This window comes from Phyllobacterium sp. P30BS-XVII (genome assembly GCF_014138335.1).
Taxonomy (GTDB): Bacteria; Pseudomonadota; Alphaproteobacteria; order Rhizobiales; family Rhizobiaceae; genus Phyllobacterium; species Phyllobacterium meliloti.
Window position 1 is genome coordinate 93,631 of sequence record NZ_JACGXO010000005.1, and the last position, 24,894, is coordinate 118,524.

Consider the following 24,894-nt stretch of genomic DNA (forward strand, 5'->3'; position numbering starts at 1 on the left):
GGCGGCTTTTTTTGTCTCTTATCTTGCCGGAGCGCGTATGACCGATCTTCAGGATGTCGTCGACAGTGTCTATCAGGATCTTGCCAGCCGTATCGGCGAGGGCAAGCTGGCTGATTATATTCCCGAACTTGCCACGGTTGATCCGAAGCAGTTCGGACTGGCGCTTTGCACCGTCGATGGTCAGGTGCATACGGCTGGTGACGCCGACACATCATTCTCCATCCAGAGCATTTCCAAGGTTTTCACCCTGACGCTGGCGCTCGGCAAGATCGGCGACGGGTTGTGGAAGCGTGTCGGGCGCGAGCCTTCTGGCAATGCGTTTAATTCGATTGTTCAGCTGGAACAGGAGAAAGGCAAGCCGCGCAATCCCTTCATCAATGCGGGGGCAATTGCTGTCGCTGACGTGGTACTGGCCGGGCATCTGCCGAAAGAGGCAATCGGCGAGATCGTTCAGTTCATCCGGCATCTTGCCGATGATGAGACCATTGCCATTGATCACAATGTGGCACGATCTGAAACCAATACTGGCTACAGGAATGTGGCGCTTGCCAATTTCATGCGGTCCTTTGGCAATCTCAATCATCCGGCTGAACATGTGCTTGGCGTTTATTTTCACCATTGCGCCATTGCCATGTCCTGCCGGCAATTGGCCCATGCGGGGCTTTATCTGGCCTCCGCGGGCCGCAATCCGCTCAGTGGCGGCAGTGTGGTGTCCTCAAGCCGGGCACGGCGTATCAACGCGCTGATGCTGATGTGCGGGCACTATGATGGCTCGGGCGATTTTGCCTATCGGGTTGGTCTGCCGGGGAAAAGCGGTGTTGGCGGAGGTATTCTGGCTATCGCACCGGGCAGGGCCTCCATTGCCGCGTGGTCGCCGGGGCTGAATGAGAATGGCAATTCGCTGCTGGGATCTGCCGCCTTGGAGCTTCTGGCGCAACGGACGGGCTGGTCGGTGTTCGGGCAGTAGTGCTCCGCTTTATCTCCCCCCTTTGTGGGGGAGAAAGCGATTTCAGCACTTAGCGAGCAAGCGGTAGCGCAGCAAAGCTCAAGTGCTAGAAATCGCAAGAGAGGGGATTACCTTCTGACGCCAGCCTCATGCAGAATATGCATGCACACATCATCAAGATTATTCAATATATCGCCATTCCAGAACCGAACTGTTTTGAAACCCCGGCGCTGAAAATGGGTATCGCGATCTACATCCGATTGCGAGCATGAGTGCTGGCTGCCATCAATCTCAATAATCAGGCGAGCCTCCAGACAAACAAAATCCAGGATGTAGTCATCGCATGGAACCTGCCGCCTGAACTTTAAACCGTTCAACTGCTTGTTGCGGAGCACCTGCCACAGCAGGTTTTCCGGCAGAGTAGCGTCTTTACGCATTTCGCGCGCAAATCTTCGCATTCTGGGCGGTACGTCGGTGCGAATTTCAATAATCCCCTCACTTGGGTTTTCTAAGGATTTAGCAAAGAGGCCAAATCCAAGAAAACCCTTTCTCTCCCGCAAGGGGAGAGATAGAGGTGCCATGTCTGGCAACCGCATTCAATTCAACCTTAGGCTCATCATGCGACGAAACACTGCTTGCGTTGGAGCTTGCACCGGGGCAATGAAGGCGCCAGAGGTGAGAAGATGACCATTCACGATCAGGATCTGGCGGATGCGGCGGGTTGCCACCCGATGTTTCTCGGGGTGCCGTCCAATGTCGAATTCAACAAGCTGCGCAAGCGGCTTTTGCGCAATACGCGTCAGGCGCTGGATGATTTCGGCATGGTCAGGCAGGGCGAGCGCTGGTTGATCGGACTGTCAGGCGGCAAGGACTCTTACGCCCTGCTGGCATTGCTGCTGGACCTGAAATGGCGTGGTATGCTGCCGGTGGACCTGCTCGCCTGTAATCTTGATCAGGGGCAGCCGAATTTCCCCAAACATATCCTGCCGGAGTTCCTTAAAAAGAACGGCATCGAGCACCGGATTGAATATAAGGACACCTATTCGATTGTCACCGACAAGGTGCAGGAAAACCAGACCTATTGCTCTCTCTGTTCGCGGCTGCGGCGGGGGCATCTTTACCGCGTGGCGCGCGAAGAGGGCTGTTCGGCGCTGGTACTCGGCCATCACCGCGAGGATATTCTCGAAACCTTTTTCATGAACCTCTTTCATGGCGGCAGGCTCGCCGCAATGCCACCAAAGCTGCTCAATGATGAGGGCGATGTGATGGTGCTGCGGCCTTTAAGCTATTGCACCGAGGATGATCTGGAAAAGTTCGCCGCCGCCATGCAGTTTCCGATCATTCCCTGCGACCTCTGCGGCAGTCAGGACGGCCTGCAGCGCAATATGATGAAGGCAATGCTGACCGATATCGAAAAGCGTATGCCGGGCCGCAAGGAAATCATGATCCGGGCGCTGGCCAACACCCGCCCGAGCCATCTTCTTGACCGCAACATCTTTGATTTTGCCGGTCTTGTCACAAGTGGAGCAGAAGCCAGTGCTGTTTAATGATCAGGATATTGATTGGTTGAGTGATCTGCTCAGTGCAGTTGCGCTTCAGGAGATCATGCCGCGCTTTCGCCAGCTTGGCACAGCCGATATCAAGCAGAAGACGTCAGCGCTTGATCTGGTGACAGAAGCCGATACCAGTGCAGAGCGCGTGATCACGGCACGTCTGCGCGCGCGCTACCCCGATGCATTTGTACTCGGCGAGGAAGCCTGTGAGCTTGACGCATCGTTGCTCGGCAAGCTGAAAGACGCGCCATTGGCCTTCATCATTGATCCCGTTGACGGCACTTATAATTTTGCCACCGGTGTTCCGCTTTTCGGTGTGATGCTGGCCGTTGTGGTCAATGGTGAAACGGTGGCCGGGATTATTCATGATCCTGTTGGCAAGGACTGGATCATCGGCGTCAAAGGCGCTGGTAGCCATATTCGCTCGGCTTTTGATGTCAGGCACAAAGTGTCCGTATCACCACCGGCGGCGGTCAATGAAATGCTGGGCGCGATTTCCTGGCAATTCCTCAGCGATCCCTTGCGTTCAACGCTGGCGCGCAACCATGCCAAGTGCAAGGCGTCATTCGGCTTCCGCTGCGCGGCGCATGAATACCGTTTGATAGCATCGGGAAATGCACATTTTGCCATCTTCAACAAGCTGATGCCTTGGGATCACCTTGCCGGTGTGCTTATCCATCAGGAAGCGGGCGGCTATGCGGCCCGCTTTGATGGTTCTGCCTATCTGCCCAAGCATCTGGATGGCGGCTTGCTGATCGCGCCTGACAAGGCGAATTGGCAGGATTTGCGTGAGATACTCTGGCAGGCGTAATCCGCAGGTTTAAACCCGCGGATTATGTGGATGGAACAGCTTGCCCTTTTCGGCAATCAGCACAAAGATCAGACCGATCACCGAAACCACGAAGAAACCCATGACCAGCGGCAAGGTCGTCCCGTCAAAGGACTGGCCGATGAGTGCGCCGATAGCACCGCCGCCCGCCGTACCCATGAATCCGAGCACGGATGACGCTGTACCGGCTACATGGCCGAGCGGTTCCATTGCCAGTGCGTTGAAGTTCGAGCCGATCCAGCCGAACTGGAACATTGCCAGCGCAAAGAGCACGAGATAGAGCGGGAAGGGTGTCGGATGCGGTCCGAATATGGTCAGCAGCACCCAGATCGTACTAATGGTCAGGAAGCCGAGCAGTGCGCCGTGGGAAAGACGGCGCATGCCAAAGCGGCCAACAAGGCGTGAATTCATGAAGGATGAAAACGCCATGGTGATCGCGACGGACGCAAATGCCACCGGGAACCAGATGCCAAGCTCATAGATGCCGATATAGATCTGCTGGGCCGAATTGATGAAGCCGAAGAGCGCCCCGAACAGGAACGCGCTTGCCAGCGTGTAGCACAGCGCCACGCGATTGGTCAGCACGATCTTAAAACCTTGAGCAACCGATTTCAGCGTGAACGGGCGCTGGTCCGCCGGATCAAAGGTTTCGGGCAGGCGGATATACATCCAGAGCGTGACGGCAGCGGCAATCACAGCCATGAATATGAAGATCAGATGCCAGTCGCCAAAGATCATGACGGCCTGACCCGTGCCCGGTGCGATAACCGGAACGATCATGAACACCATCATGATCAGCGACATGACTTCAGCCATCTGACGGCCACCATAAACGTCGCGGACGATGGAAACGGTGATAACGCGCGTTGCTGCCGAACCAATGCCCTGAATCAGCCGGAAGAACAGGAGCGAGGCGAAACTTGGCACGAAGGCGGCGCTGGTGGCCGCGATGACATAGACAGCCAGACCGAACAGCAGCGGCTTGCGGCGGCCGAAACGATCGGAGATCGGCCCGTAAAACAGTTGTGATATGGAGAAACCGAGCAGATAGGCCGAGATCACATATTGCCTGTGGTTTTCGTTCGTCACCCCGAGACTCGCGCCGATCTGCTGTAAACCGGGCAGCATGATATCGATTGCCAGCGCGTTGATCGCCATGAGCATGGCCATCATCCCGATAAATTCGACTTTCCCCATCCCCATCAGGCGCGGCGCCGATGCTTGTGTAGTGCTATCCATTATGAGACCTGCAAAAACAAAGACAAAGGCGTCGGAGGGCCCGACGCCTTGAGAAAAAGATTCCGGATTTCCCCGGAACCACTTGAAATTATAGCGTTAGAGCAAGCTTTGCTCTGATCAGGCGGCCTTTGTGGCGACGCCCTTTTCGCTGAGCAGGGTCTGTAATTCGCCTGCCTGGAACATTTCGCGGATGATGTCGCAACCGCCGACGAACTCGCCCTTCACGTAAAGTTGCGGGATGGTCGGCCAGTTGGAGTAATCCTTGATACCCTGACGCAGTTCATTTGATGTAAGGATATTCACACCCTTATAATCCACGCCGATGTAATCAAGGATCTGCACGACCTGCCCGGAAAAGCCACACTGCGGAAAGCCCGGAGTACCCTTCATGAACAGGACAACGTCGTTGCTCTTGACCTCATTGTCGATAAATTCGTTGATACCGCTCATTTCGGGCAAACCTTTCATACCAATGCACGACGAATCGTCATCATTGGTCCAAATTGATCTCTTCTAAACAAATAGCGCTTCAATTCTGGCAAAACAAGGCTGGTCATTGTGTCATCTCGTAGCATTATCGCGATCAGTATCGTTGTTTTGGTCATTATCCTCGGCATTTTCTGGTTTATGCGACCTCCACCGCCCCCTAAACCTGCGCCCAATCCACCAATCAATATCTCCGATGGCGATCTGCCCGATATCTGCCGGAAGATGACATTCGAGGGGGTCGACTCCATCGTGTGCGAGATTGATCTGCGCACCCACCGGATCGATCTGGCACGGGCGAATGCCGATGGGGAGGCCTATGGCTCGCTCAAGGCGTTCATGGAATCCCGCCCGCAGGATGTCAGGCCGATTCTCGCCATGAATGCCGGCATGTATGAGGAAGACCTTTCGCCCGTTGGCCTTTATGTCGAAGAGGGCAACCAGACGTCGGAACTGGAAACCAATGACGGCGAAGGCAATTTTTTCCTGAAGCCGAACGGGGTTTTCTTTATCGGAAAGAACGGAACGCCCGGTATTCTTGAAACGGGCGCTTTTGCGGCTGCCGCTCCCGATGTGCGCATCGCAACGCAATCGGGGCCGATGCTTGTTATCAACGGACAGGTCCATCCGCGCTTTGAGCCGAACGGCACGTCACGTCTGATCCGCAACGGTGTCGGCATTCGTGATGCGAACACTGTTGTGCTGGCGATATCGATCGAGCCGGTCAGTTTGGGGAGTTTTGCCCGCCTGTTCAAGGACGGGCTTGGCTGTGCCAATGCGCTGTTTTTCGATGGCACGATCTCGTCATTGGCCAATGATCGCAAAACGCTGGTTGGCGGCACCGACCCCGTGGGGCCGATTATCGCCGTATTCGGGAAGAAGTAGGGATTATTCGGGAGCGCTGGTCTGCAGGGCGAGGGCGTGCAGCACCCCGCCCATATTACCCTTCAAGGCGTCATAGACCATCTGGTGCTGCTGAACGCGCGACTTGCCGCGAAAGCTCTCGGCGACGACTTCCGCTGCATAATGATCACCATCACCGGCAAGATCGCGAATGGTCACCTGTGCGTCAGGAATGGCGTCCTTGATCATTTTCTCGATGTCGTGCGCGTCCATAGCCATATTCTGTCTCCCAATCTTCTCGCGATCACGCAGCCTGTGTTTCTTCGCTGTCCTGACCGCTCATATAGTCAGGGAACCACGATTCGTGGGCTTTTGTCAGGTCTGCAACTGATATGGAGGCGAGACGCTCGATCGTCAATGTATTGCCGGCCACGGTTCCAAGCTTGCGGAACGGAACGCCGGAGCCTTCAGCATTGAGCGAAATCAAATTCGCCATATCCGGGGCAACAGCGATCAGGTAACGCGCCTGATCTTCGCCGAAAAGCACCGCATGGGCAGGGCCTTCGCCAACATTGACGGTGGCACCCTTGCCGGAGGCCATGCACATTTCAGCCAGCGCAATACCAAGGCCGCCATCGGACAGGTCATGACAGGCAGTTATCTGACCGTTGCGGATAGCCGAGCGGACGAAATTGCCGTTGCGCTTTTCAATGTTGAGATCAACGGGCGGGGGCGGGCCATCCGCACGGCCATGCAGATCGCGCAGATAGACCGATTGGCCGAGATGTGTGCCATCGCCGCCGATGAGGATCAGCACATCACTCTCATGCATGCCGCCGATCTTGGCGGTCTTCGACCAATCGGGGATCAGGCCAACGCCTGCGATGGTCGGGGTCGGCAGGATCGCCTGACCATTGGTCTCGTTGTAGAGCGACACATTGCCCGAGACGATGGGGAAGGCGAGCGCGCGGCAGGCATCGCCGATACCGCCAATGGCTTTGACCAGCTGGCCCATGATTTCAGGGCGTTCCGGATTGCCGAAGTTGAGATTGTCCGTGGCGGCCAGCGGTTCGGCACCCACGGCAGTCAGGTTACGCCAGCATTCGGCAACAGCCTGTTTGCCGCCTTCATAGGGATCAGCTTCGCAATAGCGCGGAGTGACGTCGGAGGAGAAGGCGAGTGCCTTGGAGCGGTGGCCCTCAACGCGCACAACACCGGCGTCGCCGCCGGGCACCTGCAATGAATTCCCTTGGATCAGCGTGTCATACTGTTCGTAGACCCAGCGGCGCGAGGAAAGATCAGGCGAGCCGATCAGCTTCAAGAGTGCTGCCCCATAATCATCCACATCGGGAACGCTTGCGGCGGGCAGCGGTGCATGTTTGCCGGGTTCCATCCATGGACGATCATATTCGGGTGCCTGATCGCCGAGATCCTTGATGGGCAGATTGGCGACTTCATCGCCCTGATGGATGACGCGGAAGCGCAGATCATCGGTGGTGTAACCGACAATGGCGAAATCCAGACCCCATTTCTTGAAGATTGCCTGGGCTTCCGCTTCCTTTTCCGGACGCAGAACCATGAGCATACGCTCCTGGCTTTCCGACAGCATCATTTCATAGGCGGTCATGCGCTCTTCACGCACCGGCACATCGTCAAGATTCAGGCGGATGCCGAGATTGCCCTTGGCACCCATTTCAACGGCAGAACAGGTGAGGCCAGCGGCACCCATGTCCTGAATGGCGATGACAGCGCCCGAGGCCATCAGTTCCAGCGAGGCTTCAAGCAGGCATTTTTCGGTGAAGGGATCGCCAACCTGCACGGTCGGGCGCTTTTCTTCGATCGATTCGTCAAATTCCGCCGATGCCATGGTCGCACCGCCGACACCGTCGCGGCCTGTCTTGGCACCGAGATAAACCACGGGAAGGCCGACGCCCTTGGCTTCGGACAGGAAGATCGCATTGGTCTTGGCAAGGCCAGCAGCAAAGGCATTGACCAGAATATTGCCGTTATAGCGGGCGTCAAAATTGACTTCACCGCCAACGGTAGGCACGCCGAAGGAATTGCCATAGCCGCCAACGCCTTCCACTACACCGGATACAAGGTGGCGTGTCTTGGGGTGGGACGGCGCGCCAAAGCGAAGGGCATTCATGGCTGCAATCGGCCGCGCGCCCATGGTGAACACATCGCGCAAAATGCCGCCAACGCCGGTTGCCGCGCCCTGATAGGGCTCGATATAGGACGGGTGGTTGTGGCTCTCCATCTTGAAAACCACGCAATCGCCATCGCCGATATCAACAACGCCAGCATTTTCGCCCGGTCCCTGAATGACCTGCGGCCCGGTTGTCGGCAGCGTGCGCAACCATTTCTTCGAGGATTTGTAGGAGCAATGCTCGTTCCACATGGCCGAGAAAATGCCAAGCTCGGTAAAGCTCGGCTCACGTCCGATCAGGTCGAGAATGCGTTGATATTCGTCCGGCTTCAGCCCGTGCGAAGCAACGAGTTCCGGGGTGATCTGGATTGTATTGGAGAGAGCCATCGGTAATACCAATTCCATTGCGCTTTTCTTGGGTTCTCTTAGAGCAATTTGTGCGGGGAATACACCGTCAAACGCGGAAAAAATGTCGCTTGCCGCGTTTCTTCAACAGCTGGGGTGATATTCGGATCATCACTCCACCTTTCTCCGTCATCCTCGGGCTTGACCCGAGGACCCATATCTTAAAAGCACTGAACATTCAGATGATTTCATCCTCTTAGCCGTGGGTCCTCGGGTCAAGCCCGAGGATGACCGAGAGAGCTGCACGAGGACGACGGAGAGAGGTGCCCGAGGACGACGGAGAGAGATTTTCCAGGATAACGAAGAGGCGCGTCTGGGATAACGAAGAGAGATATCCACGATGACGGAGAAGGGTGGATTAGGCTGTTTGAGCCAGCTCACGAATAACTGTCATAGCTCGCATTGTCGGTTTCCATGAGCCTGCGCAGGATTGTCAGCCCGCTGGCGACTTCCTGTTTTGTGCCGGGAACGGAATAGCCAAACCGCACGCGATGAAACGTTTTTTCCGTCCGGCCTGCTTTGAACTCATCCTCATCATCAATCAGCACGCCCTCGTTGAGCGCGGCGCTCTTGAAGGTTGCGGAAAGCCATGGCTCGGGTAGTTTGACCCAGATGAAGGGGGAATAGGGGTGTGAGTTGAACTCAAAGCCGCTGAAGATCGAACGTGCCAGTGATTCCCGCTCGGATGTTTCCTCCCGCACCTTGATGCGAATGGCGTCCGCCTCGCCTGAATTGACCAGTTGCGCGCCAAGTTCCGCCATGAGGAAAGGCATACCACCCGTTACCATCTTGTGGGCGGTGACGACGCGCGAAGCCAGATGCGGCGGGCAGGCAACCCAGCCACCGCGCACGCCTGCGGTCACGGATTTGGACAGGCCGCCAATGTGGAAAGTGCGCTCAGGGGCAAGTTCCGCAAGCTTGACGTGATCAAGGCCGACGAGCGAACCATAAATCTCGTCCTCGATGATCCAGACATTGTAACGGCGGGCTGTCTCAACGATGGCGCGCCTGTGATCCTCCGGCATGGTGGTGGCGGTCGGGTTTTGCAGCGATGGCATCAGGAACACCAGTTTCGGGTGCTGTTGCGCGCAAAGTCGCTCAAAATCATCAGGCGTGGCGCTGCCATCTTCCGTATTGATGATGATGCTGCGCCGGCCCATCAAATTGGCGCTGCGCGCGGCGGAACAATAGCTCAAATCTTCAAAGGCAATACGGTCGCCCGGAACCGTGACGGCGGCAATAATCGCCAGAATGGCGGAATGGGCGCCAAGGGTCGGCACGATGGATGATACGTCGGGCCGCCATTCGGATGAACCGAGCCAGCGGCTGCCTGCCAATTGCCATGACGGGGGCAGGGTGCGGGAGTAGCTGGCAATTTCAGCGGGGTAGTTTTTGGTAATATCCTGCAGAAAGCGGTCCATGATCACCGACTGGCCCACATCAATGGCGGCAGTGCTGTCGAGACGGATATTGCCCGGCGGGATAATGTGGGCGCGCGTGCCGCCGAACGGCTGCGAATTCTGGGCCGTCGGGAGTTCGATCAGCTTGGCTTCCCGGTGATCAATCACATAGGTGCCGCGACCGACTTCGCCGCTGACTAGGCCGCGCTCGCGGATGAGATTGTACGCGCGACCAACTGTACCAATTGTCACCCCAATATCGAAGGCCAGGTTGCGCTGCGGCGGCAATTTCGTGCCCGGCGCAAGCACACCATCGGCAATATCCGATTCAATCCGCTCCGCAAGCTGCAGATAAAGCGGGCCTTTGCCGTGTTTCAGTTCTGGAAGCCAATTTGTCATGGTGACAATTATGTATATTGCGATTCAAATTGAGTCAATCCATTAGAATTAACGATACAATTCGAGTCATTTCGGCTTGGTAGGATGGAGATTATGAGTACAATTGATGCAATCGAAAGAGAATGTGCGAGTTCAAGAGGCGTAAAAGCGGTCTTTTTGCCAAAACTGCCCCATGACAGGGGGACAATACTGCGCCGCATTGTTGCGTGGATGAGCAAGGCAGCCGTCAAGCGCCGCACCCGTATCGAACTGCGCGAACTGACAAAGGATCAGCTGAAGGATATCGGCATGACGCCATCGCAGGCCTGGCATGAATCCAAACGGTTTTTCTGGGATTGATTGCCCCGTGCTCAATCGGCAAAATTGCCGATTGTTGCGCGGCGAATGCTGTTTGGGCATTAATCAGAATAGCTGATACCTGCGCTCAGTAATATTGAATGAATTTTTTGTGATTTACATATATATTACATATTCAACCGTTTTAGGGAGGCGCATATGGGTACGACTTTTGTAGAACCTAACCAGCCTGCTATCCGGGGCCTGACCTATGCCTCACAGCCCGACTTCCTGTCGCAATTTGCCGGATGGGTGGAAAGCGCCCTGATGAAACGGCGCACGCGACTGCAACTTGGCAGGTTGAGCGATGAGGGGCTGAAAGACCTTGCTTTGACCCGCGATCATGTCGAGGCCGATCTCGATCGCTATTTGTCCGCTTGAGGTTTGAAAGCCGGTGCGGATCGCACCGGCCTCCTGTTTGTAATCGATCAGCCGCGCGCGGTGCAGGATGGCGTTCCTGCAGCCCAGCGCTGTACGTCTGACGAGATGCGATTTCCCATGGAATGGCCCATCAGCGGTCCAAAGGCTTCAACCTTGGCCGGGTTACCCTCCGCGTGAACGACGAGCAGCGGGCGTCCACCGGGATTACCAGCCGGGACCACCAGAATGCGCGGACGTCCCGAATAGGAATTCAGTTCCGGTGCCAGATGATAGGGCTTGAAGGCCGAATCCTTTGATTTGAACCAGCAGGTATTGGCGGCCAGCGCCACCCGTTCCATGGTGGCAAGGGCAGCCTTGTCAGAGCCAAAAGCCAGGGAACCAGGCCCCGGCTTGCTTGGCGATTGGCATCCGGCGAGTGCCACGAGCGAAATCATCATGGCCATGCCAATCGTCTTCATATGCATCCAGCTATCTCCAATGAATTTACGGTCTAACTTGCCTCAAGTTCCGCGAGGAACACTTTTGAAGCATCCGCCATCTCGAACCAGACCAGCGATAGCACCGGATCCTGAACAATCAGTTGCTCATAGGCGTCAAATTTCGGAAATGGTTCCAGGAGGCGCGAGCGGCGCGTCATCACCCGGAAATGGTTGAAGAGGAAACGGATTGGCGTAAGCCATGCATCGGCCATCGTCATCTGGTTGCCAAGGGCATAAGGCCCGTGGCCAATGCGATGCTCGATCTCGCGCAGACCGGCTTCCAGCTGGGCAAAAAGCTTGGTGATGCGGGCATCGTCTTTCGATTTGGTGTGGACGAGTTCGAAAAGCTCCATCACCGGCACGAGCACTTCCAGTTCGGCAAGGCGAGCCGTCATGCGCACGACGGCGCGATCACGCGAGTCCGCAGGCAGGAGGGCAGGTTCGGGGAAATGTTCTTCCAGATATTCCGAAATGACGGTGGCTTCGAGGACCGTGAGGCCCGAGCCGGTGATCAGAACCGGAATGCGATTGAATGGAGAAATACTGCGAAACTCTTCGGGGATCGGCCAACCTGCGGGTGGGGCCACAACCTTGATCGGTGCGTTCTTGTAATAGGCGATGCAGCGAACAATTGAGGAGTAGGGGGATAGTGGCCGAGAGTAGAGTTTCATGTCTCAATTCCTCCATTTGAGTGCCGTTCCGATCCATTGCGGATCAAAACGGCATTTCTCAAACGTATAGAATTTTACTCAGGCGGCAATCCCAAGAATGCCCGCAAACAGTGCGCGGCCATCGGAACCGCCATGGGCGGCTTCAATCAGGTTCTCCGGATGCGGCATCATACCGAGAACATTGCCTTTTTCGCTGATAATGCCGGCGATGTCATTCATGGCGCCGTTCGGGTTGGTGCCTTCCGCATAGCGGAAAACCACCTGACCTTCGCCTTCGATATGGGCCAAAGTCTTTTCGTCAGCGAAGAAATTGCCCTCATGATGTGCAACCGGGCAGCGAATGATCTGGCCATGCGAATAACCGCGGGTGAAGGCGGTGTTGGCGTTGGTCACTTCAAGCTTCACTTCGCGGCACACGAATTTCAGCGATGCATTGCGCATCAAAGCACCGGGCAGAAGGCCAGCTTCCTGCAAAATCTGGAAACCGTTGCACACGCCCATGACCATGACGCCCTTGTCGGCCTTTTCGCGGATCGCCTGCATGACGGGCATACGGGCGGCAATGGCGCCGCACCGCAGATAGTCGCCATAGGAAAAGCCGCCGGGAATGACGATCAGATCGACATCGGGGATTTCCGTGTCCGTCTGCCAGACGGTCTGGGGTGCATGGCCGGAGATTTTCGTCAGCGCCGCAATCATGTCACGGTCGCGATTAAGGCCCGGGAGAAGTACGACAGCTGATTTCATTTAGATAAGCTCCACCGCGTAATCTTCAATGACTGTGTTGGCGAGCAGCTTTTCGCACATCGCCTTGACGTTGGCTTCGGCAGTTGCGCGGTCTGTGGTGTTGACCTCGACATCAAAAATCTTGCCCTGGCGCACGGATGCGACGCCCTCGAAACCAAGACTGCCGAGCGCGCCGACGATCGCCTTACCCTGTGGGTCAAGAACGCCATTTTTCAAGGTTACAGTGACACGTGCCTTCATCGATTGTCTTCTCCGGGATTGTTCAATCAGCGTTTATTTAACCAGAACCGGCCCGGTGGGGCGCAGCTGTTCATTCTCATTCATGATGCCAAGGCGCCGGGCCACTTCCTGATAGGCTTCGATCAGGCCGCCCATATCACGGCGGAACCGGTCCTTATCAAGCTTTTCATTGGTCTGGCTATCCCACAGGCGGGCGGAATCAGGCGAAAACTCATCGGCGACGACAATACGCATCATGTCGCCTTCCCACAAACGTCCGCATTCGATCTTGAAATCCACAAGCTGAATGCCGACGCCGAGGAACAGACCGCTCAGGAAGTCGTTGACGCGAATGGCCAAAGCCATGATGTCATCGATTTCCTGCGGCGCTGCCCAGCCAAAGGCTGTGATGTGCTCTTCGGAGACCATCGGATCATCCAGCGCATCGGCCTTGTAGTAGAATTCGATGATCGAGCGCGGCAGAACCGTGCCTTCCTCGATTCCAAGGCGTTTTGCCAGCGAACCGGCGGCAATGTTGCGCACAACCACCTGTAGCGGGATGATTTCGACTTCCTTGATCAGCTGCTCGCGCATGTTGAGGCGGCGGATAAAGTGCGTCGGAATACCCATGCGGTTCAGCTGGGTGAATATATATTCGGAAATCCGGTTGTTCAGAACACCTTTGCCATCAATGACTTCGTGCTTCTTGGGATGCAGCACGGTGGTGTCGTCTTTGAAATGTTGAACAAGTGTTCCTGGCTCTGGTCCTTCGTAAAGGATTTTGCCTTTGCCTTCGTAGACACGGCGGCGACGATTCATTGCAGGTCTCTGGTATTGGAGTTATCGGTCGGCCTTGGTCATAGCCATCATGTTGGCGCGCTAACTATCGTAAAAGCAAGCATTCTACAATGATACTTTATGAGTTCCCCTGAATTATGGGGTATGTGATCCCCCGAATTATGGGTTATATGGACTTTCCACGACAAAGTGACCCATGTTTGACTGAAGAGGTTCAATTCAGACTTTAGATTTTGTGCAGAATAGTTATATGGACCTCAGAAACCATGCTGATCGGGACTTGCCCTAAAAATGCCAAGACCCGGGAGGCATCTTTCACCGGAATGACCAATTCATTTTGCGGGAGCAAGAGAGGATGACAATGGAAGATCGCGAAAATGCCTTCGAAAACAAATTCGCACATGATGCGGAAGTTCGCTTTCGGGCAGAGGCACGGCGCAACAAGCTGATCGGTCAGTGGGCGGCGGAAAAGCTTGGTAAAACAGGCGCGGAAGCCGAAGCCTATGTGCTTGAGGTCATCAAGGCAGATTTTCAGGAAGCCGGCGACGACGATGTTTTCCGCAAGATCCGGGCTGATTTCGATGCCGCTGGCGTCGACAAATCCGATCACCGCATCCGCCGCACGATGGACGAGATGCTGCAGGAAGCTATCAAGCAGATTCAGGGCTCCTGATCTCACCTGCACGCGCTTCGTAAAAACCGCCCTTCACGGGCGGTTTTTTGTTGGCGCACCTCCGCCGTTTTTGCTTCACTGCAGGCCGAGTCGACCATCAGCAGAGCATCAGGGAGAGAAATCATGTCGCTAGCGTCACGTCTGAGGGCGGGAGAAACGGTTTATTCCGCCTGGTGCAACCTGCCTTATCCGCTGGTTATGGAAACCCTGTGCCGTACGGATTTCACCACTTTCATGCTCGATATGCAGCATGGTGCGTTTGATACGCAATCGGTGCTGCAAAGTGTCGGCATCATCCAGAATGCAGGCAAGCACACGGTGGTGCGCATTCCTGTTGACCGTTTCGACATGGCAAGCCGCGCGCTGGATTTCGGCGCGGAGGGTGTTATCGCCCCGATGATCAATTCCATTGAAGATGCAAAGCGGTTTGCGGCTTCGATGAAATATCCGCCGATTGGCGAGCGTTCATGGGGCCAATTGCGCGGACGGCCCGCAAGTTATGGCGCTGGCGGCTCCGGCGCTTATCTCAGTGAAGTCAACGGCAAGACCTTGGCTTTTGCGATGATCGAAACCCGCGCGGCCTTTGCGGCGCTGGATGGTATCCTTGCCGTTGACGGTATTGACGGTGTTTTCGTCGGCCCCTCGGACTTTTCCATCGGCTGGAGCAATGGAGCCGAGGTGGATGCGGGATCGCAAGCTATCATTGAGCCATTGAAGGAGATCGCAGCCAAGGCCCTCGCTGCGGGCAAGCTCTGCGGCATCTATGCGGCGAATGCGGAACTGGCCAAGAGATTCACCAGCCTCGGCTATACCTATGTTCCACTCGCGGTCGATACTGGCTATCTGCAGGCCGGTGTCAAAAGCCTGCTGGATGCTGTGGGGGAGTAGAGCGACGCTTACAACCTTGAGATAAACTGCGCAAAAACCATCGAACCCTCCGGCCATGGTCCATGGCCGGATTCGGAATTGAGATGGCCCGATTCACCCGCATCGATAAACAGCGAGCCCCATGCGGCGGCCAGATCTTCCGCGACTGCATACTCGCAGTAGTGATCATTGCGGCTGGCAATGACCACCGACGGAAATGTGAAAGGCTCACGCGGGTAGGGGCCAAATGTCATCAGGTGCTTTGGCCGTATTTTTGGATTCGATACATCCGGCGGCGTGACCAGAAACGCGCCTTTGATCTTGTCAGCAATCTGCGGCAGCGCATGCACAAAGGTTGGCACGCCAAGCGAATGGGCAACAATAACAACCGGCTGTGTCGCTTCATTGACTGACTTGACCACTTCGGCCACCCAATCGGCAAGAACAGGCTTTGACCATTCCTTCTGCTCGACACGGCGCGCGGTGGAAAGTTTTGCTTCCCAACGGGACTGCCAGTGGTCGGGGCCGGAATTGGTGTAACCGGGGATAATGAGAATATCAGCGTCTTTGACTTTCATATCCCCCATTTAGGAAAAAATCTGCCGGATCGCAACGTGGCAAGATTGTAAACAGTGACGATTGGTCGGTTCACTAATAGTGAACATGCTGTTCGCCGCTGCGTGGCTTGTATATTGGCCTGAGAGAGCCGACCTTATCACCAATGAAACAGGTGATGAAATCGCGGGGATGCACATGAAGGTTACACGCAGAGATGTTGTCGGTGGTGCCGGGGTGCTTGCCTTTCAGGCGATTGCGGGCGGAGAACCAGCCCGCGCGGAGACAGATATGAACAATCTACCTTTTGCAGCAATGGCCCCGACTCATGTGTCAAAAGTGGGCATCAAGGCCAAGGACGCTGATCAGCTTTCAAAATACTACACGGATGTGGTGGGCCTGCGCGAACTGTCCCGCAAGGGGCAGACGGTTGTGCTTGGCGCTGGCGATACGCCTCTGCTCGAAATCGAGCAGGCATCAGCCATTCGCGCCGATGATCCCAGCAGCGCCGGGCTTTATCACACGGCGTTTCTCCTGCCGCGACGCGTTGACCTTGCCCGCTGGGCCAAACGCGCCATCGATCAGCGCACGCCTATTGTCGGTGCGTCGGATCATGTTGTCAGCGAGGCCATCTATCTGACCGATCCTGAAGGCAATGGCATCGAGATTTATGCGGATCGTCCGCATGAAAGCTGGAAATGGAACGGTTCATCGGTTCAGATGGGTACGGCTGCGCTTGATGTCGGCAATCTGCTTGGCGAGCTGAAGCCGGATACGGCGGAATGGACTGGCGCGCCTGATGGGGCCATGGTCGGCCATCTGCATCTGCGTGTCGGCAATGCGGGTGAAGCAGAGGAATGGTGGCACAGGGAACTTGGCATGCAGACCGTCGCCGGGGTTGGCGGCAGTGCCGTGTTCCTGTCAACAGGTGGCTATCACCACCATGTCGCTGCCAATTCCTGGCAGAGCAGGGGTGCCGGCAAGCGTGATAATGATCGCTCCGGTCTTGCCTGGGCGGAGTTTGTTTCGGTTGATGCCAAGGATGAACGCGAGATCGTTGATCCCTGGGGCAATGTCATGCGAATCGTGCCGGGAAAAAGTTTTGGATAAATTGGATGTTTGATTGGTGGCGGGGGTGAAAACACCCGCCACAGCTTAATCAGCAGCGCAGCAATCAAGCCTCGCCAAAAACCCGCTTGAAAATCGTATCGACATGCTTGGTGTGATAGCCAAGGTCGAACTTTTCGCGGATGGTTTCCTCGGGCAGAGCGGCGCGCACATCCGTATCGGCCAGAAGTTCCTCAAGGAAATCCTTGCCGTGTTCCCAGACCTTCATCGCATTGCGCTGGACAAGGCGGTAGGAATCTTCACGCGAAACGCCTGCCTGTGTGAGCGCAAGCAATACGCGCTGGGAATGGATAAGGCCGCGGAACTTGTTCATGTTTTTCAACATGTTGTCAGGGTAAACCAGCAGCTTGTCGATAACGCCCGTCATACGGGCGAGAGCAAAATCAAGCGTGATTGTTGCGTCAGGGCCGATCATGCGCTCAACCGATGAGTGCGAAATATCGCGTTCATGCCACAGCGCCACATTTTCCATGGCGGGCAGGGCAAAGGCACGAACCATGCGGGCAAGGCCGGTCATGTTTTCAGTCAGCACCGGATTGCGCTTGTGCGGCATGGCGGACGAGCCCTTCTGGCCGGGGGAGAAATATTCTTCCGCTTCCAGAACTTCCGTGCGCTGCAAATGGCGGATTTCCACCGAAAGCCTCTCAATGCACGAGGCGATGACGCCGAGCGTGGCGAAATACATGGCGTGACGGTCGCGCGGGATAACCTGCGTTGAAACCGGCTCCGGCTCCATACCAAGCGATTTGGCCACATGTTCTTCGACATAAGGGTCGATATTGGCAAAAGTGCCGACAGCGCCTGAGATGGCGCAGGTGGCGATTTCCGCGCGGGCGGCGATGAGGCGGGTACGGCAGCGCTCGAACTCGGCATAGGCCTGTGCCAGCTTGACGCCGAAAGTCGTCGGCTCCGCATGAATGCCATGGCTGCGGCCGATAGTGACCGTATCCTTGTGCTCGAAAGCGCGCTTCTTTAGCGCAACGAGCAGCTTGTCGAGATCAGCAAGCAGAATATCGCTGGCGCGCATCAACTGTACATTGAAACAGGTGTCGAGCACGTCGGAGGAGGTCATGCCCTGATGCACGAAACGCGCGTCGGGACCGACGATCTCGGCCAGATGGGTCAGGAACGCGATAACGTCGTGCTTGGTTTCACGCTCGATTTCATCAATGCGGTCGATATCGAATGTGGCAGCGCCACCCTTTTCCCAGATGGTCGCAGCAGCTTCCTTCGGGATAACGCCAAGTTCCGCCAGCGCATCGCAGGCATAGGCCTCGATTTCGAACCAGATGCGGAATTTCGTTTCCGGGGACCAGATGGCGACCATTTCGGGCCGCGAATAACGCGGGATCATTGTGTGTTCCTATTGGCAATCGATGGGCGGATGAATGTGAAACCTGCTCTAACAGACCATGGCGCTGTACTCAACGCGGCTTTTTCAGCATGGGTGGGAAATACTGAGTTCAGTAGGGGGTGGGAGTGGTTTGTGGTGCGTGGTTCGTGGTTCGTGGTTCGACAAGCTCACCATGAGGGAGAGGGGTGATGAAAGGGAGTCAAGCTCTGCAACCTTTGTGATCTGCAAAGCTGGCGATCATCCTTGCATCCACACTCTCCCTCATGGTGAGCTTGTCGAACCACGAACCACGAACCACGAACCACGAACCCGCGCACCACTGATGGCGGGAAAGCCTATATCAGCCTTTGAGCGTTGCGTTGCGGATGAGATCGATATTGGCGCGGTAGCTGGCTTCCGAGCCACCCTTGAACACAGCGGAACCTGCAACAAGTGCATTGGCACCGGCTTCTGTCGCCAGTCCGGCGGTGTCAGCGGTAATTCCGCCATCGACTTCCAGATCAATCGGACGGTCGCCGATCATGGCTTTGATCTTGCGAATCTTGCCCAAGGTTTCAGTGATGAATTTTTGCCCGCCAAAGCCGGGGTTGACGGTCATGACGAGCACCAGATCGATATCGTTCAGAACATATTCGATGGCGGATTCAGGTGTGCCGGGGTTGATGGCAATACCCGCCTTCTTGCCGAGCGCGCGGATTGCCTGCAGCGAGCGGTGGACGTGCGGACCGGCCTCGGCATGAATGGTGATAATATCGGAGCCCGCCTTGGCGAAAGCTTCAAGATAGGGATCGCAGGGCGAAATCATCAGATGCGTGTCGAACACGGCATCGGTGAGCGGGCGGATCGCTTTGACCACTTCGGGGCCGAAAGTGATATTGGGGACGAAATGGCCGTCCATGACGTCGATATGCACCCAGTCAGCACCAGCTTTAAGGACCGTGGTGACTTCCCAGCCAAGCTTGGAAAAGTCCGAAGCGAGGATGGACGGGGCGATGACAAGGGGACGGCTCATGGCGTTCTCCGGTAGAGGTTTTGTGCGCGCCCGTTACCATGGGTATCCGGCAGGCACAATGAAAACCCTGTCAGGCGCGCGTGCTCCACACAGGAAACAGGTCATTGGGCGCCGATGTTGCCGCAAATACGCCGCGCGCGACGGCACGAGCCATGGTTGAAGCAGCGGCGGCGCAAAGCTCGATGAACTCATCGATTTCAGGTGCTCGTCCGGCGGTTCCCGTTGCAAGGGCAAACACCAGATCGCCATCGAATGGTGTATGGGACGGCCAGATGGCGCGGGTAAAACCGTCATGGGCTGCAATGGCTAGACGCTTGGCCTGTGCTTTGGTGAGTTGCAGGTCCGTCGCAATGACGCCGATGGTTGTATTGGTGTCCTTGGCCGCTTCCTTGAATTTTGTTTTGATATCCGCCGCATCGGAGGGAAGTGGATGGGGCAGGCCAAGCCCGCCAAATTCATCATCGACCTCAAAAGGCGCGGCCCAGAAATGGCGGGTTTTGCCAACAGTAACCGACCCAAGCGCATTGACAGCAACAAGCGCCCCCATGGTGGCGCCGCTGGGCAGGATGGATGAGGCCGAACCAAGCCCGCCTTTCATCCCGGTCACAAGCGCACCCGTGCCCGCACCCACGCTGCCAAGGGCAAAATCACGCGACGCGGATTGCACCGCCTCATAGCCAAGCTCGCGGTAAGGCGGGTAAAGCCCCCAATCCTTGTCACCGCCATTGATCAGATCGAACAGGATGGCGGCGGGAACGATGGGAATGCGCTGGCCACCGACTTTGAAGCCGATACGCTTTTCGCGCAAAGCCGCCTGTACACCGGAGGCGGCATCCAGACCAAAGGCGGAACCACCAGAAAGAACCAGCGCATTGATGGTTTCAACGGTGTTGTGCGGTTCAAGAAGATCAGTCTCGCGTGTGCCGGGAGCACCGCCAAGAACCTGTACAGCCGCTGTCACGGGTTCATCGCAGAGAATAACGGTGGTGCCGGATTTGATTGTTGCATCCGCAGCATTACCGATGCTCAATCCGGCGACATCGGTGATGAGGTTGCGAGGGCCAGATTTAAGCGGCATTACTTCGTCTCCTGCACGAACTGCTTTCCATCATAGCGTTGCAGACGAAGGGTGTCGGCAATACGCTCGCCATGCGCATCGAATTGAACGGGTCCGATGGCTGTATCAAACACGTTTTTGCGCAGGAGATCAGCCAGCGAGGCGGCTTGCGCCTGTGCGGTGGTCAGAAGCTGGATGGCAACTTCTGCCGCGGCATAGGCGGGCACCGTATAGCCCTCCGGTGCCTTGCCCGCGAGTTCAATGGCATTTTTGGCATTGCGCGCGCTTTCGAGCGTTGCCGGGTCAACGGGTGCGACCATCAAGGTTCCCGTGGACAGATCGCTACCATTGGTGATTGCGTTGAGCGTTTCGCCGCCGACAATGGTGAGAGGATAGTTGAGCGCCGCAGCGCTGCGGCCGATGGCAACGATATCATCCCTTTCGCCACCAATGAAAACCTGTGTCGCTCCGGCACGTTTCAACCGCCCGATAAGCGCGTTCTGATTATCGAGGCCGGGGCGATAGGTATCGGTGAATACAGGCTTCAGGCGCTTTTCCTCCAGCCGCGCCCGCACGGCGGAGGCAATCTCGCGGCCAAAAATGGTGCCGTCATCGATGATCGCAAAGGGGGAGGATCGCCAGATGCCCGCCAGAAGATCGCCGGTTTCGCGTGCGGCATTGCGCTCGGACGGTGCTACACGAAATACCTGATAGGGCGTTTCGGCGCGCAATTCTGTCAGCGTCTGGTCCCGTACACCCGGTGTTATGACGGCAATGCCCTTCTGGCTAAGAATGGGTAGGGCTGTTTCAAGCGATTCTGCACAGAGAAATCCGATAACGATGGTGGCATTGGCAAGCACCATTTCGCGGGCCGCGGCGGCACCGCCCGCAGCGTCACATTTGTCATCGGCGGTGACAACGCCAATATCCTGACCCTGCTTATTACCGGAGACAGCCACATTGACGCCGTCCACAAGCTGGCTGCCCAGCCGCGCAAAGGAGCCGGAAAGCGGCGCGATGACGCCGATCTTGTCCTGCGCATAGGCGACACAGCTGAACAACAGGCATAGGCCAAGCGTTGCGGCGCGTATCATGGGATTCATTGCGATATTGCCGTACCTTCGGGACATTGGATAACCAAACGTTCGATTTGGGTAGCTGTTTCCTTCACTCTGCGCAATGCGGCTCTATATAAAAGGATAAGCATGGTGCGATAATATCGGTGTCAGATCGCAGGCGCGGAAAAAATATTCTGCTCCAGTGGTTCAAGCCCTATGGTTCGGATGCATGTTGCGATAGTGATGATTTGGACAATGGAAACAATATAGTGCTCATCGCCAAAGATCAGAAGATAGAACCGCTCGCCTTCCGCAATGCCATGAGCCATTTTGCGGAAGCGGTTCACATCATTACGACAGATGGACCGGCGGGCAGGCGCGGCGTGACGATTTCCGCAGCGTGTTCCGTGTCTGACGACCCGGCGACCATATTGGTCTGTTTGAACCGCCAGCATGAATTCAACCACCTATTTATCGAGAATCAGGTTTTTGCCCTGAACGTGCTTTCGTCGGGCCAGCAGGCGGTTTCGGAGGCTTTCTCAGGCAAGGGGGAACTTTCGCAGGAAGACCGCTTTGCGCTTGGACACTGGCAGACGCTGCAAACGGGCGCACCGGTACTCGCCGATGCGCTGGCCAGTTTTGACTGCCGTATCATTGCCACCCATGAGGTGGCGACGCATTATGTCATCTATGGCAAGGTGACGGCACTGCATATTGGCGAGCGCAGCCAGTCACTCGTCTATCTCAACCGCTCCTATCACGGTGTAGGAGACTAGAACCAACGGAGACTCCATGGCCGACCAGTCCGTTTCACCATTGCCGCAATCGATTGACGAGACGTTGGCACTGCTTGAAACCGGTGGCTATGTGGCTGATCGGGCACTGGCAACGGTGCTGTTTCTCTGCCTGCGCATGAAGCGCCCGCTGTTTCTCGAAGGCGAAGCGGGTGTCGGCAAGACAGAGATTGCCAAGGTTCTGGCGTCGACGCTGGATCGCCCGATCATTCGTCTGCAATGCTATGAAGGTCTTGATATTTCCTCCGCCGTCTATGAGTGGAACTATGCGGCGCAGATGATCGAGATCCGGCTGGATGAAGCGACAGGAACGCTCGACAAATCTGCCATTGAACGCAATGTATTTTCCGAAAAGTTCCTGATCCGGCGTCCTGTGTTGCAGGCGCTGTCTGGCGAACCGGGCAGGGCTCCGGTGTTTCTGATCGATGAACTGGATCGCACGGATGAGGCCTTTGAAGCGTTTCTGCTGGAAGTTCTGTCTGAATATCAGGTGACGATACCCGAGCTTGGCACGATTGCGGCCACCGAACCGCCCATTGTCATCATTACCACCAATCGCACGCGTGAAATCCACGATGCCTTGAAGCGCCGCTGTCTCTATCACTGGGTCGATTACCCCACGGCGGAGCGCGAGCTTGAGATCATCAGGCGTAAGGTGCCATCCGCCAATGAACGGCTTTCCGACGAAATCGTCCGTTACGTGCAGAAATTGCGGGATATGGACCTGTTCAAGCTGCCGGGTGTGGCCGAAACCATTGATTGGGCCGGGGCACTGACCGAGATGGACAAGCTGGCGCTCGATCCGGAGACGGTTTCCGATACAATTGGCGTGCTGCTCAAATATCAGGATGACATCGCACGGATCGCTGCAGGCGAGGGACAGCGCATTCTCGACGAGGTCACGGCGGAGCTGAACGCAGCCTAGGATGGAAACGTCGACATCATCGCCATCAACCAGCCGGCTGGCAGACAATATTGTCTATTTCGCCAGAGCCCTGCGCAAAGCGGGTGTGCGTGTTGGGCCCGCGGCGGTCAAGGATGCCATAGAGGCTGTTCTTGCCGGCGGTATCGGCTCGCGTGACGATTTTTATTGGACGTTGCGCAGCGTTCTCATTGTCAGGCGCGAGGATCACGCAACATTTGACGAGGCTTTCAGGCTGTACTGGCGCTCGCATGCGTTGATTGAGGCAATGCTCGCGATGTTTTCGCCCGATGCCATGGAACCGGAGCGATCGAGGCCGACGGCAGCGCGTGTCGGCCAAGCGCTTTTCAATAGCAATGGCCGCCATGAACCACAGCAGCAACCGCCTGAAACAGACATTGATGCGCGTTTCACCTTTTCCGGCAGGGACGTGTTGCGTTCCAAGGACTTCGCCCAGATGACCGCCAGCGAGCTTGCCCAAGCGCGCCGGGCGATGGATCAACTGGTCTTGCCTGTCGACAAGGTGGAGACGCGGCGCTTTCGGGCCGATCCGAAGGGACGGCGTATCGATCCGCGCGCCATGATGCGTGCGAGCCTGAAAACCGGCGGCGATCTCATCCTGCCGAAATTTCGCTCGCGGCGCGAAATACACCCGCCACTGGTTGTGCTTGCGGATATTTCCGGGTCCATGAGCCAGTACACCCGGATTTTCCTGCATTTCATGCATGCGATGATGGCCAAGCGCCGTCGTATCAATTGCTTTGTCTTTGGAACGCGGTTGAGCAATATCAGCCGCCCATTGCGCTACCGGGACCCCGATGACGCGATTGCCCATTGCACCGGTGCTGTGCGCGACTGGTCGGGCGGCACGCGTATCGGCGAAACGCTGCGGGAATTCAATCGGCACTGGTCGCGCCGGGTTCTGGGTCAAGGTGCGGTGGTTCTGCTGATCACCGATGGGCTGGAGCGGGAGGAAACCTGCGGGCTTGAAGCGGAAATGGAACGATTGGCAAAATCGTGCCGGCGGCTGATCTGGCTCAATCCGCTTCTGCGGTTCGAGGGTTTTGAACCACGCGCCCGAGGAGTGAGGGCGATGTTGCCCTATGTCGATGATTTTCGCGCCGTGCATAATCTCGATGCGCTGGAGGATTTGTGCAAAGCGCTGGGCCGTCCGTCAGAAAAGCGTGATGATCCGAAACGCTGGTTGCAAAGGTCTTTCCCGCAACCCACGTTATATTCATCATGCCGAGGGAGGCCTTTATGACACAATTGAACACGAGTGAGCTGGACCCATTGCTGATTGCCGAAAGCTGGATGCTTGATGGCCGTGATGTTGCTATCGCCACAGTTGTCGAAACATGGGGATCAGCGCCGCGTCCTGTCGGCAGCCACCTTGTCATTGACGAGAAGGGCAATTTCGAAGGCTCGGTTTCAGGCGGATGTGTCGAAGGCTCGGTGATATCGGAGGCTATGGACGTATTGACCAGCGGGGAGCCGCGATTGCTGGAATTTGGCGTTGCCGATGAAACCGCGTGGCAGGTTGGACTTTCCTGCGGTGGGCGCATCAAAGTCTATGTGGAACGGTTGGGCTGAT

The 24,894-nt window shown here is 56.4% G+C and carries 29 protein-coding genes; 13 read left to right on the forward strand and 16 right to left on the reverse strand.

Annotated features, from left to right (window positions below; translation table 11 throughout):
- The first annotated feature begins 37 nt into the window (after positions 1–37).
- Positions 38–967, forward strand: coding sequence for a glutaminase (locus FHW17_RS15095; protein ID WP_091877539.1), 930 nt, complete (start codon positions 38–40; stop codon positions 965–967).
- A 107-nt stretch (positions 968–1,074) separates the two neighbouring features.
- Here FHW17_RS15095 and FHW17_RS15100 read toward each other — a convergent pair whose 3' ends face one another.
- Positions 1,075–1,542: a DUF559 domain-containing protein gene (locus tag FHW17_RS15100; RefSeq protein WP_348643742.1), complete on the reverse strand. Its 468-nt coding sequence runs from the start codon at positions 1,540–1,542 to the stop codon at positions 1,075–1,077.
- A gap of 87 nt (positions 1,543–1,629) precedes the next feature.
- On the opposite strand from FHW17_RS15100, the gene ttcA reads away from it, so the two are divergent.
- Both ttcA and FHW17_RS15110 read left to right on the forward strand, forming a co-directional pair.
- Positions 1,630–2,493, forward strand: coding sequence for a tRNA 2-thiocytidine(32) synthetase TtcA (gene ttcA / locus FHW17_RS15105; protein WP_182510246.1), 864 nt, complete (start codon positions 1,630–1,632; stop codon positions 2,491–2,493).
- Entirely contained in the window at positions 2,483–3,310 is an 828-nt protein-coding gene (locus FHW17_RS15110) for an inositol monophosphatase family protein (RefSeq protein WP_182510247.1), read from the forward strand. Before ttcA ends, FHW17_RS15110 begins: the two co-directional genes overlap by 11 nt.
- 9 nt (positions 3,311–3,319) lie before the next feature.
- On the opposite strand, the gene FHW17_RS15115 is transcribed toward FHW17_RS15110, so the two are convergent.
- Entirely contained in the window at positions 3,320–4,525 is a 1,206-nt protein-coding gene (locus FHW17_RS15115; RefSeq protein ID WP_112528673.1) for a multidrug effflux MFS transporter, read from the reverse strand.
- Positions 4,526–4,684: 159 nt separating this feature from the next.
- Positions 4,685–5,017, reverse strand: coding sequence for a Grx4 family monothiol glutaredoxin (gene grxD / locus FHW17_RS15120; protein ID WP_091878419.1), 333 nt, complete (start codon positions 5,015–5,017; stop codon positions 4,685–4,687).
- Between the two features lie 108 nt (positions 5,018–5,125).
- On the opposite strand from grxD, the gene FHW17_RS15125 reads away from it, so the two are divergent.
- Entirely contained in the window at positions 5,126–5,938 is an 813-nt protein-coding gene (locus FHW17_RS15125; protein ID WP_113097284.1) for a phosphodiester glycosidase family protein, read from the forward strand.
- Positions 5,939–5,941: 3 nt separating this feature from the next.
- On the opposite strand, the gene FHW17_RS15130 is transcribed toward FHW17_RS15125, so the two are convergent.
- The 3 genes from FHW17_RS15130 to FHW17_RS15140 all read right to left on the reverse strand — a co-directional run bounded on the left by FHW17_RS15130 (position 5,942) and on the right by FHW17_RS15140 (position 10,249).
- On the reverse strand, positions 5,942–6,175 hold the full coding sequence (locus FHW17_RS15130) for a BolA family transcriptional regulator (RefSeq protein WP_091877529.1): 234 nt from the start codon (positions 6,173–6,175) through the stop codon (positions 5,942–5,944).
- Positions 6,176–6,200: 25 nt separating this feature from the next.
- On the reverse strand, positions 6,201–8,432 hold the full coding sequence (gene purL / locus FHW17_RS15135; protein WP_182510366.1) for a phosphoribosylformylglycinamidine synthase subunit PurL: 2,232 nt from the start codon (positions 8,430–8,432) through the stop codon (positions 6,201–6,203).
- 395 nt (positions 8,433–8,827) lie between these two features.
- The gene (locus FHW17_RS15140; protein WP_113097285.1) at positions 8,828–10,249 is read right to left on the reverse strand and encodes a PLP-dependent aminotransferase family protein; all 1,422 of its coding nucleotides are present in this window, start codon (positions 10,247–10,249) and stop codon (positions 8,828–8,830) included.
- A 93-nt stretch (positions 10,250–10,342) separates the two neighbouring features.
- Here FHW17_RS15140 and FHW17_RS25215 point away from each other — a divergent pair, with 93 nt between their 5' ends.
- Positions 10,343–10,588, forward strand: a complete 246-nt coding sequence (locus FHW17_RS25215; protein WP_246706854.1) for a DUF1127 domain-containing protein — start codon at positions 10,343–10,345, stop codon at positions 10,586–10,588.
- Positions 10,589–10,744: 156 nt separating this feature from the next.
- Positions 10,745–10,966, forward strand: coding sequence for a DUF1127 domain-containing protein (locus FHW17_RS15150; RefSeq protein WP_112528574.1), 222 nt, complete (start codon positions 10,745–10,747; stop codon positions 10,964–10,966).
- 47 nt (positions 10,967–11,013) lie between these two features.
- On the opposite strand, the gene FHW17_RS15155 is transcribed toward FHW17_RS15150, so the two are convergent.
- From FHW17_RS15155 to purC, 5 genes are all read right to left on the reverse strand, one after another.
- Positions 11,014–11,430 carry a hypothetical protein gene (locus FHW17_RS15155; protein ID WP_091877519.1) on the reverse strand — a complete coding sequence of 139 codons (417 nt, stop codon included), beginning with the start codon at positions 11,428–11,430 and terminating at the stop codon, positions 11,014–11,016.
- A 26-nt stretch (positions 11,431–11,456) separates the two neighbouring features.
- Positions 11,457–12,116, reverse strand: a complete 660-nt coding sequence (locus tag FHW17_RS15160) for a glutathione S-transferase family protein (RefSeq protein WP_112528578.1) — start codon at positions 12,114–12,116, stop codon at positions 11,457–11,459.
- Between the two features lie 78 nt (positions 12,117–12,194).
- Positions 12,195–12,863: a phosphoribosylformylglycinamidine synthase subunit PurQ gene (gene purQ / locus FHW17_RS15165; protein ID WP_182510248.1), complete on the reverse strand. Its 669-nt coding sequence runs from the start codon at positions 12,861–12,863 to the stop codon at positions 12,195–12,197.
- Positions 12,864–13,103: a phosphoribosylformylglycinamidine synthase subunit PurS gene (purS, locus tag FHW17_RS15170; RefSeq protein WP_091877513.1), complete on the reverse strand. Its 240-nt coding sequence runs from the start codon at positions 13,101–13,103 to the stop codon at positions 12,864–12,866.
- A 33-nt stretch (positions 13,104–13,136) separates the two neighbouring features.
- Positions 13,137–13,901, reverse strand: coding sequence for a phosphoribosylaminoimidazolesuccinocarboxamide synthase (purC, locus tag FHW17_RS15175; RefSeq protein ID WP_091877510.1), 765 nt, complete (start codon positions 13,899–13,901; stop codon positions 13,137–13,139).
- A gap of 334 nt (positions 13,902–14,235) precedes the next feature.
- On the opposite strand from purC, the gene FHW17_RS15180 reads away from it, so the two are divergent.
- Both FHW17_RS15180 and FHW17_RS15185 read left to right on the forward strand, forming a co-directional pair.
- Positions 14,236–14,553 (forward strand): DUF1476 domain-containing protein, encoded by a 318-nt coding sequence (locus tag FHW17_RS15180; protein WP_091877508.1) that lies wholly within the window; start codon positions 14,236–14,238, stop codon positions 14,551–14,553.
- Between the two features lie 123 nt (positions 14,554–14,676).
- Positions 14,677–15,441: an aldolase/citrate lyase family protein gene (locus FHW17_RS15185; protein WP_112528582.1), complete on the forward strand. Its 765-nt coding sequence runs from the start codon at positions 14,677–14,679 to the stop codon at positions 15,439–15,441.
- Between the two features lie 8 nt (positions 15,442–15,449).
- Here the strand turns inward: FHW17_RS15185 and FHW17_RS15190 are convergent, their stop codons facing one another.
- On the reverse strand, positions 15,450–15,998 hold the full coding sequence (locus FHW17_RS15190) for an alpha/beta hydrolase (RefSeq protein WP_112528677.1): 549 nt from the start codon (positions 15,996–15,998) through the stop codon (positions 15,450–15,452).
- A gap of 175 nt (positions 15,999–16,173) precedes the next feature.
- On the opposite strand from FHW17_RS15190, the gene FHW17_RS15195 reads away from it, so the two are divergent.
- Positions 16,174–17,085, forward strand: a complete 912-nt coding sequence (locus tag FHW17_RS15195) for a VOC family protein (RefSeq protein ID WP_182510249.1) — start codon at positions 16,174–16,176, stop codon at positions 17,083–17,085.
- Between the two features lie 64 nt (positions 17,086–17,149).
- Here the strand turns inward: FHW17_RS15195 and purB are convergent, their stop codons facing one another.
- The 4 genes from purB to FHW17_RS15215 form a co-directional block, all read right to left on the reverse strand.
- Positions 17,150–18,457, reverse strand: coding sequence for an adenylosuccinate lyase (gene purB, locus FHW17_RS15200; protein ID WP_091877504.1), 1,308 nt, complete (start codon positions 18,455–18,457; stop codon positions 17,150–17,152).
- Between the two features lie 340 nt (positions 18,458–18,797).
- The gene (gene rpe / locus FHW17_RS15205; RefSeq protein ID WP_182510250.1) at positions 18,798–19,469 is read right to left on the reverse strand and encodes a ribulose-phosphate 3-epimerase; all 672 of its coding nucleotides are present in this window, start codon (positions 19,467–19,469) and stop codon (positions 18,798–18,800) included.
- Positions 19,470–19,539: 70 nt separating this feature from the next.
- On the reverse strand, positions 19,540–20,547 hold the full coding sequence (locus FHW17_RS15210) for a P1 family peptidase (RefSeq protein ID WP_182510251.1): 1,008 nt from the start codon (positions 20,545–20,547) through the stop codon (positions 19,540–19,542).
- Positions 20,547–21,629, reverse strand: a complete 1,083-nt coding sequence (locus tag FHW17_RS15215; protein WP_246706855.1) for a branched-chain amino acid ABC transporter substrate-binding protein — start codon at positions 21,627–21,629, stop codon at positions 20,547–20,549. Before FHW17_RS15215 ends, FHW17_RS15210 begins: the two co-directional genes overlap by 1 nt.
- A gap of 275 nt (positions 21,630–21,904) precedes the next feature.
- Here FHW17_RS15215 and FHW17_RS15220 point away from each other — a divergent pair, with 275 nt between their 5' ends.
- Genes FHW17_RS15220 through FHW17_RS15235 form a run of 4 tightly spaced genes read left to right on the forward strand, consistent with a single transcriptional unit; the run spans position 21,905 to position 24,893 of the window.
- Entirely contained in the window at positions 21,905–22,360 is a 456-nt protein-coding gene (locus tag FHW17_RS15220) for a flavin reductase (RefSeq protein ID WP_112528588.1), read from the forward strand.
- A gap of 16 nt (positions 22,361–22,376) precedes the next feature.
- Positions 22,377–23,303 carry a MoxR family ATPase gene (locus FHW17_RS15225; RefSeq protein WP_182510252.1) on the forward strand — a complete coding sequence of 309 codons (927 nt, stop codon included), beginning with the start codon at positions 22,377–22,379 and terminating at the stop codon, positions 23,301–23,303.
- A 1-nt stretch (position 23,304) separates the two neighbouring features.
- Positions 23,305–24,564 (forward strand): VWA domain-containing protein, encoded by a 1,260-nt coding sequence (locus tag FHW17_RS15230; protein ID WP_182510253.1) that lies wholly within the window; start codon positions 23,305–23,307, stop codon positions 24,562–24,564.
- Positions 24,561–24,893 carry an XdhC family protein gene (locus tag FHW17_RS15235; protein ID WP_112528594.1) on the forward strand — a complete coding sequence of 111 codons (333 nt, stop codon included), beginning with the start codon at positions 24,561–24,563 and terminating at the stop codon, positions 24,891–24,893. The genes FHW17_RS15230 and FHW17_RS15235 overlap by 4 nt, the downstream gene beginning before the upstream one ends.
- Position 24,894: the final 1 nt, after the last annotated feature.

Bases quoted from the DNA above. Each gene is read 5' to 3' on its own strand.
- FHW17_RS15095 (WP_091877539.1), top strand. From the start codon at position 38: ATGACCGATCTTCAGGATGTCGTCGACAGTGTCTATCAGGATCTTGCC.
- FHW17_RS15100 (WP_348643742.1), bottom strand. From the start codon at position 1,542: ATGCGGTTGCCAGACATGGCACCTCTATCTCTCCCCTTGCGGGAGAGA.
- ttcA (WP_182510246.1), top strand. From the start codon at position 1,630: ATGACCATTCACGATCAGGATCTGGCGGATGCGGCGGGTTGCCACCCG.
- FHW17_RS15115 (WP_112528673.1), bottom strand. From the start codon at position 4,525: ATGGGGAAAGTCGAATTTATCGGGATGATGGCCATGCTCATGGCGATC.
- grxD (WP_091878419.1), bottom strand. From the start codon at position 5,017: ATGAGCGGTATCAACGAATTTATCGACAATGAGGTCAAGAGCAACGAC.
- FHW17_RS15130 (WP_091877529.1), bottom strand. From the start codon at position 6,175: ATGGCTATGGACGCGCACGACATCGAGAAAATGATCAAGGACGCCATT.
- purL (WP_182510366.1), bottom strand. From the start codon at position 8,432: ATGGCTCTCTCCAATACAATCCAGATCACCCCGGAACTCGTTGCTTCG.
- FHW17_RS15140 (WP_113097285.1), bottom strand. From the start codon at position 10,249: ATGACAAATTGGCTTCCAGAACTGAAACACGGCAAAGGCCCGCTTTAT.
- FHW17_RS25215 (WP_246706854.1), top strand. From the start codon at position 10,343: ATGAGTACAATTGATGCAATCGAAAGAGAATGTGCGAGTTCAAGAGGC.
- FHW17_RS15150 (WP_112528574.1), top strand. From the start codon at position 10,745: ATGGGTACGACTTTTGTAGAACCTAACCAGCCTGCTATCCGGGGCCTG.
- FHW17_RS15155 (WP_091877519.1), bottom strand. From the start codon at position 11,430: ATGCATATGAAGACGATTGGCATGGCCATGATGATTTCGCTCGTGGCA.
- FHW17_RS15160 (WP_112528578.1), bottom strand. From the start codon at position 12,116: ATGAAACTCTACTCTCGGCCACTATCCCCCTACTCCTCAATTGTTCGC.
- purQ (WP_182510248.1), bottom strand. From the start codon at position 12,863: ATGAAATCAGCTGTCGTACTTCTCCCGGGCCTTAATCGCGACCGTGAC.
- purS (WP_091877513.1), bottom strand. From the start codon at position 13,103: ATGAAGGCACGTGTCACTGTAACCTTGAAAAATGGCGTTCTTGACCCA.
- purC (WP_091877510.1), bottom strand. From the start codon at position 13,901: ATGAATCGTCGCCGCCGTGTCTACGAAGGCAAAGGCAAAATCCTTTAC.
- FHW17_RS15180 (WP_091877508.1), top strand. From the start codon at position 14,236: ATGACAATGGAAGATCGCGAAAATGCCTTCGAAAACAAATTCGCACAT.
- FHW17_RS15185 (WP_112528582.1), top strand. From the start codon at position 14,677: ATGTCGCTAGCGTCACGTCTGAGGGCGGGAGAAACGGTTTATTCCGCC.
- FHW17_RS15190 (WP_112528677.1), bottom strand. From the start codon at position 15,998: ATGAAAGTCAAAGACGCTGATATTCTCATTATCCCCGGTTACACCAAT.
- FHW17_RS15195 (WP_182510249.1), top strand. From the start codon at position 16,174: ATGAAGGTTACACGCAGAGATGTTGTCGGTGGTGCCGGGGTGCTTGCC.
- purB (WP_091877504.1), bottom strand. From the start codon at position 18,457: ATGATCCCGCGTTATTCGCGGCCCGAAATGGTCGCCATCTGGTCCCCG.
- rpe (WP_182510250.1), bottom strand. From the start codon at position 19,469: ATGAGCCGTCCCCTTGTCATCGCCCCGTCCATCCTCGCTTCGGACTTT.
- FHW17_RS15210 (WP_182510251.1), bottom strand. From the start codon at position 20,547: ATGCCGCTTAAATCTGGCCCTCGCAACCTCATCACCGATGTCGCCGGA.
- FHW17_RS15215 (WP_246706855.1), bottom strand. From the start codon at position 21,629: ATGAATCCCATGATACGCGCCGCAACGCTTGGCCTATGCCTGTTGTTC.
- FHW17_RS15220 (WP_112528588.1), top strand. From the start codon at position 21,905: ATGAGCCATTTTGCGGAAGCGGTTCACATCATTACGACAGATGGACCG.
- FHW17_RS15225 (WP_182510252.1), top strand. From the start codon at position 22,377: ATGGCCGACCAGTCCGTTTCACCATTGCCGCAATCGATTGACGAGACG.
- FHW17_RS15230 (WP_182510253.1), top strand. From the start codon at position 23,305: ATGGAAACGTCGACATCATCGCCATCAACCAGCCGGCTGGCAGACAAT.
- FHW17_RS15235 (WP_112528594.1), top strand. From the start codon at position 24,561: ATGACACAATTGAACACGAGTGAGCTGGACCCATTGCTGATTGCCGAA.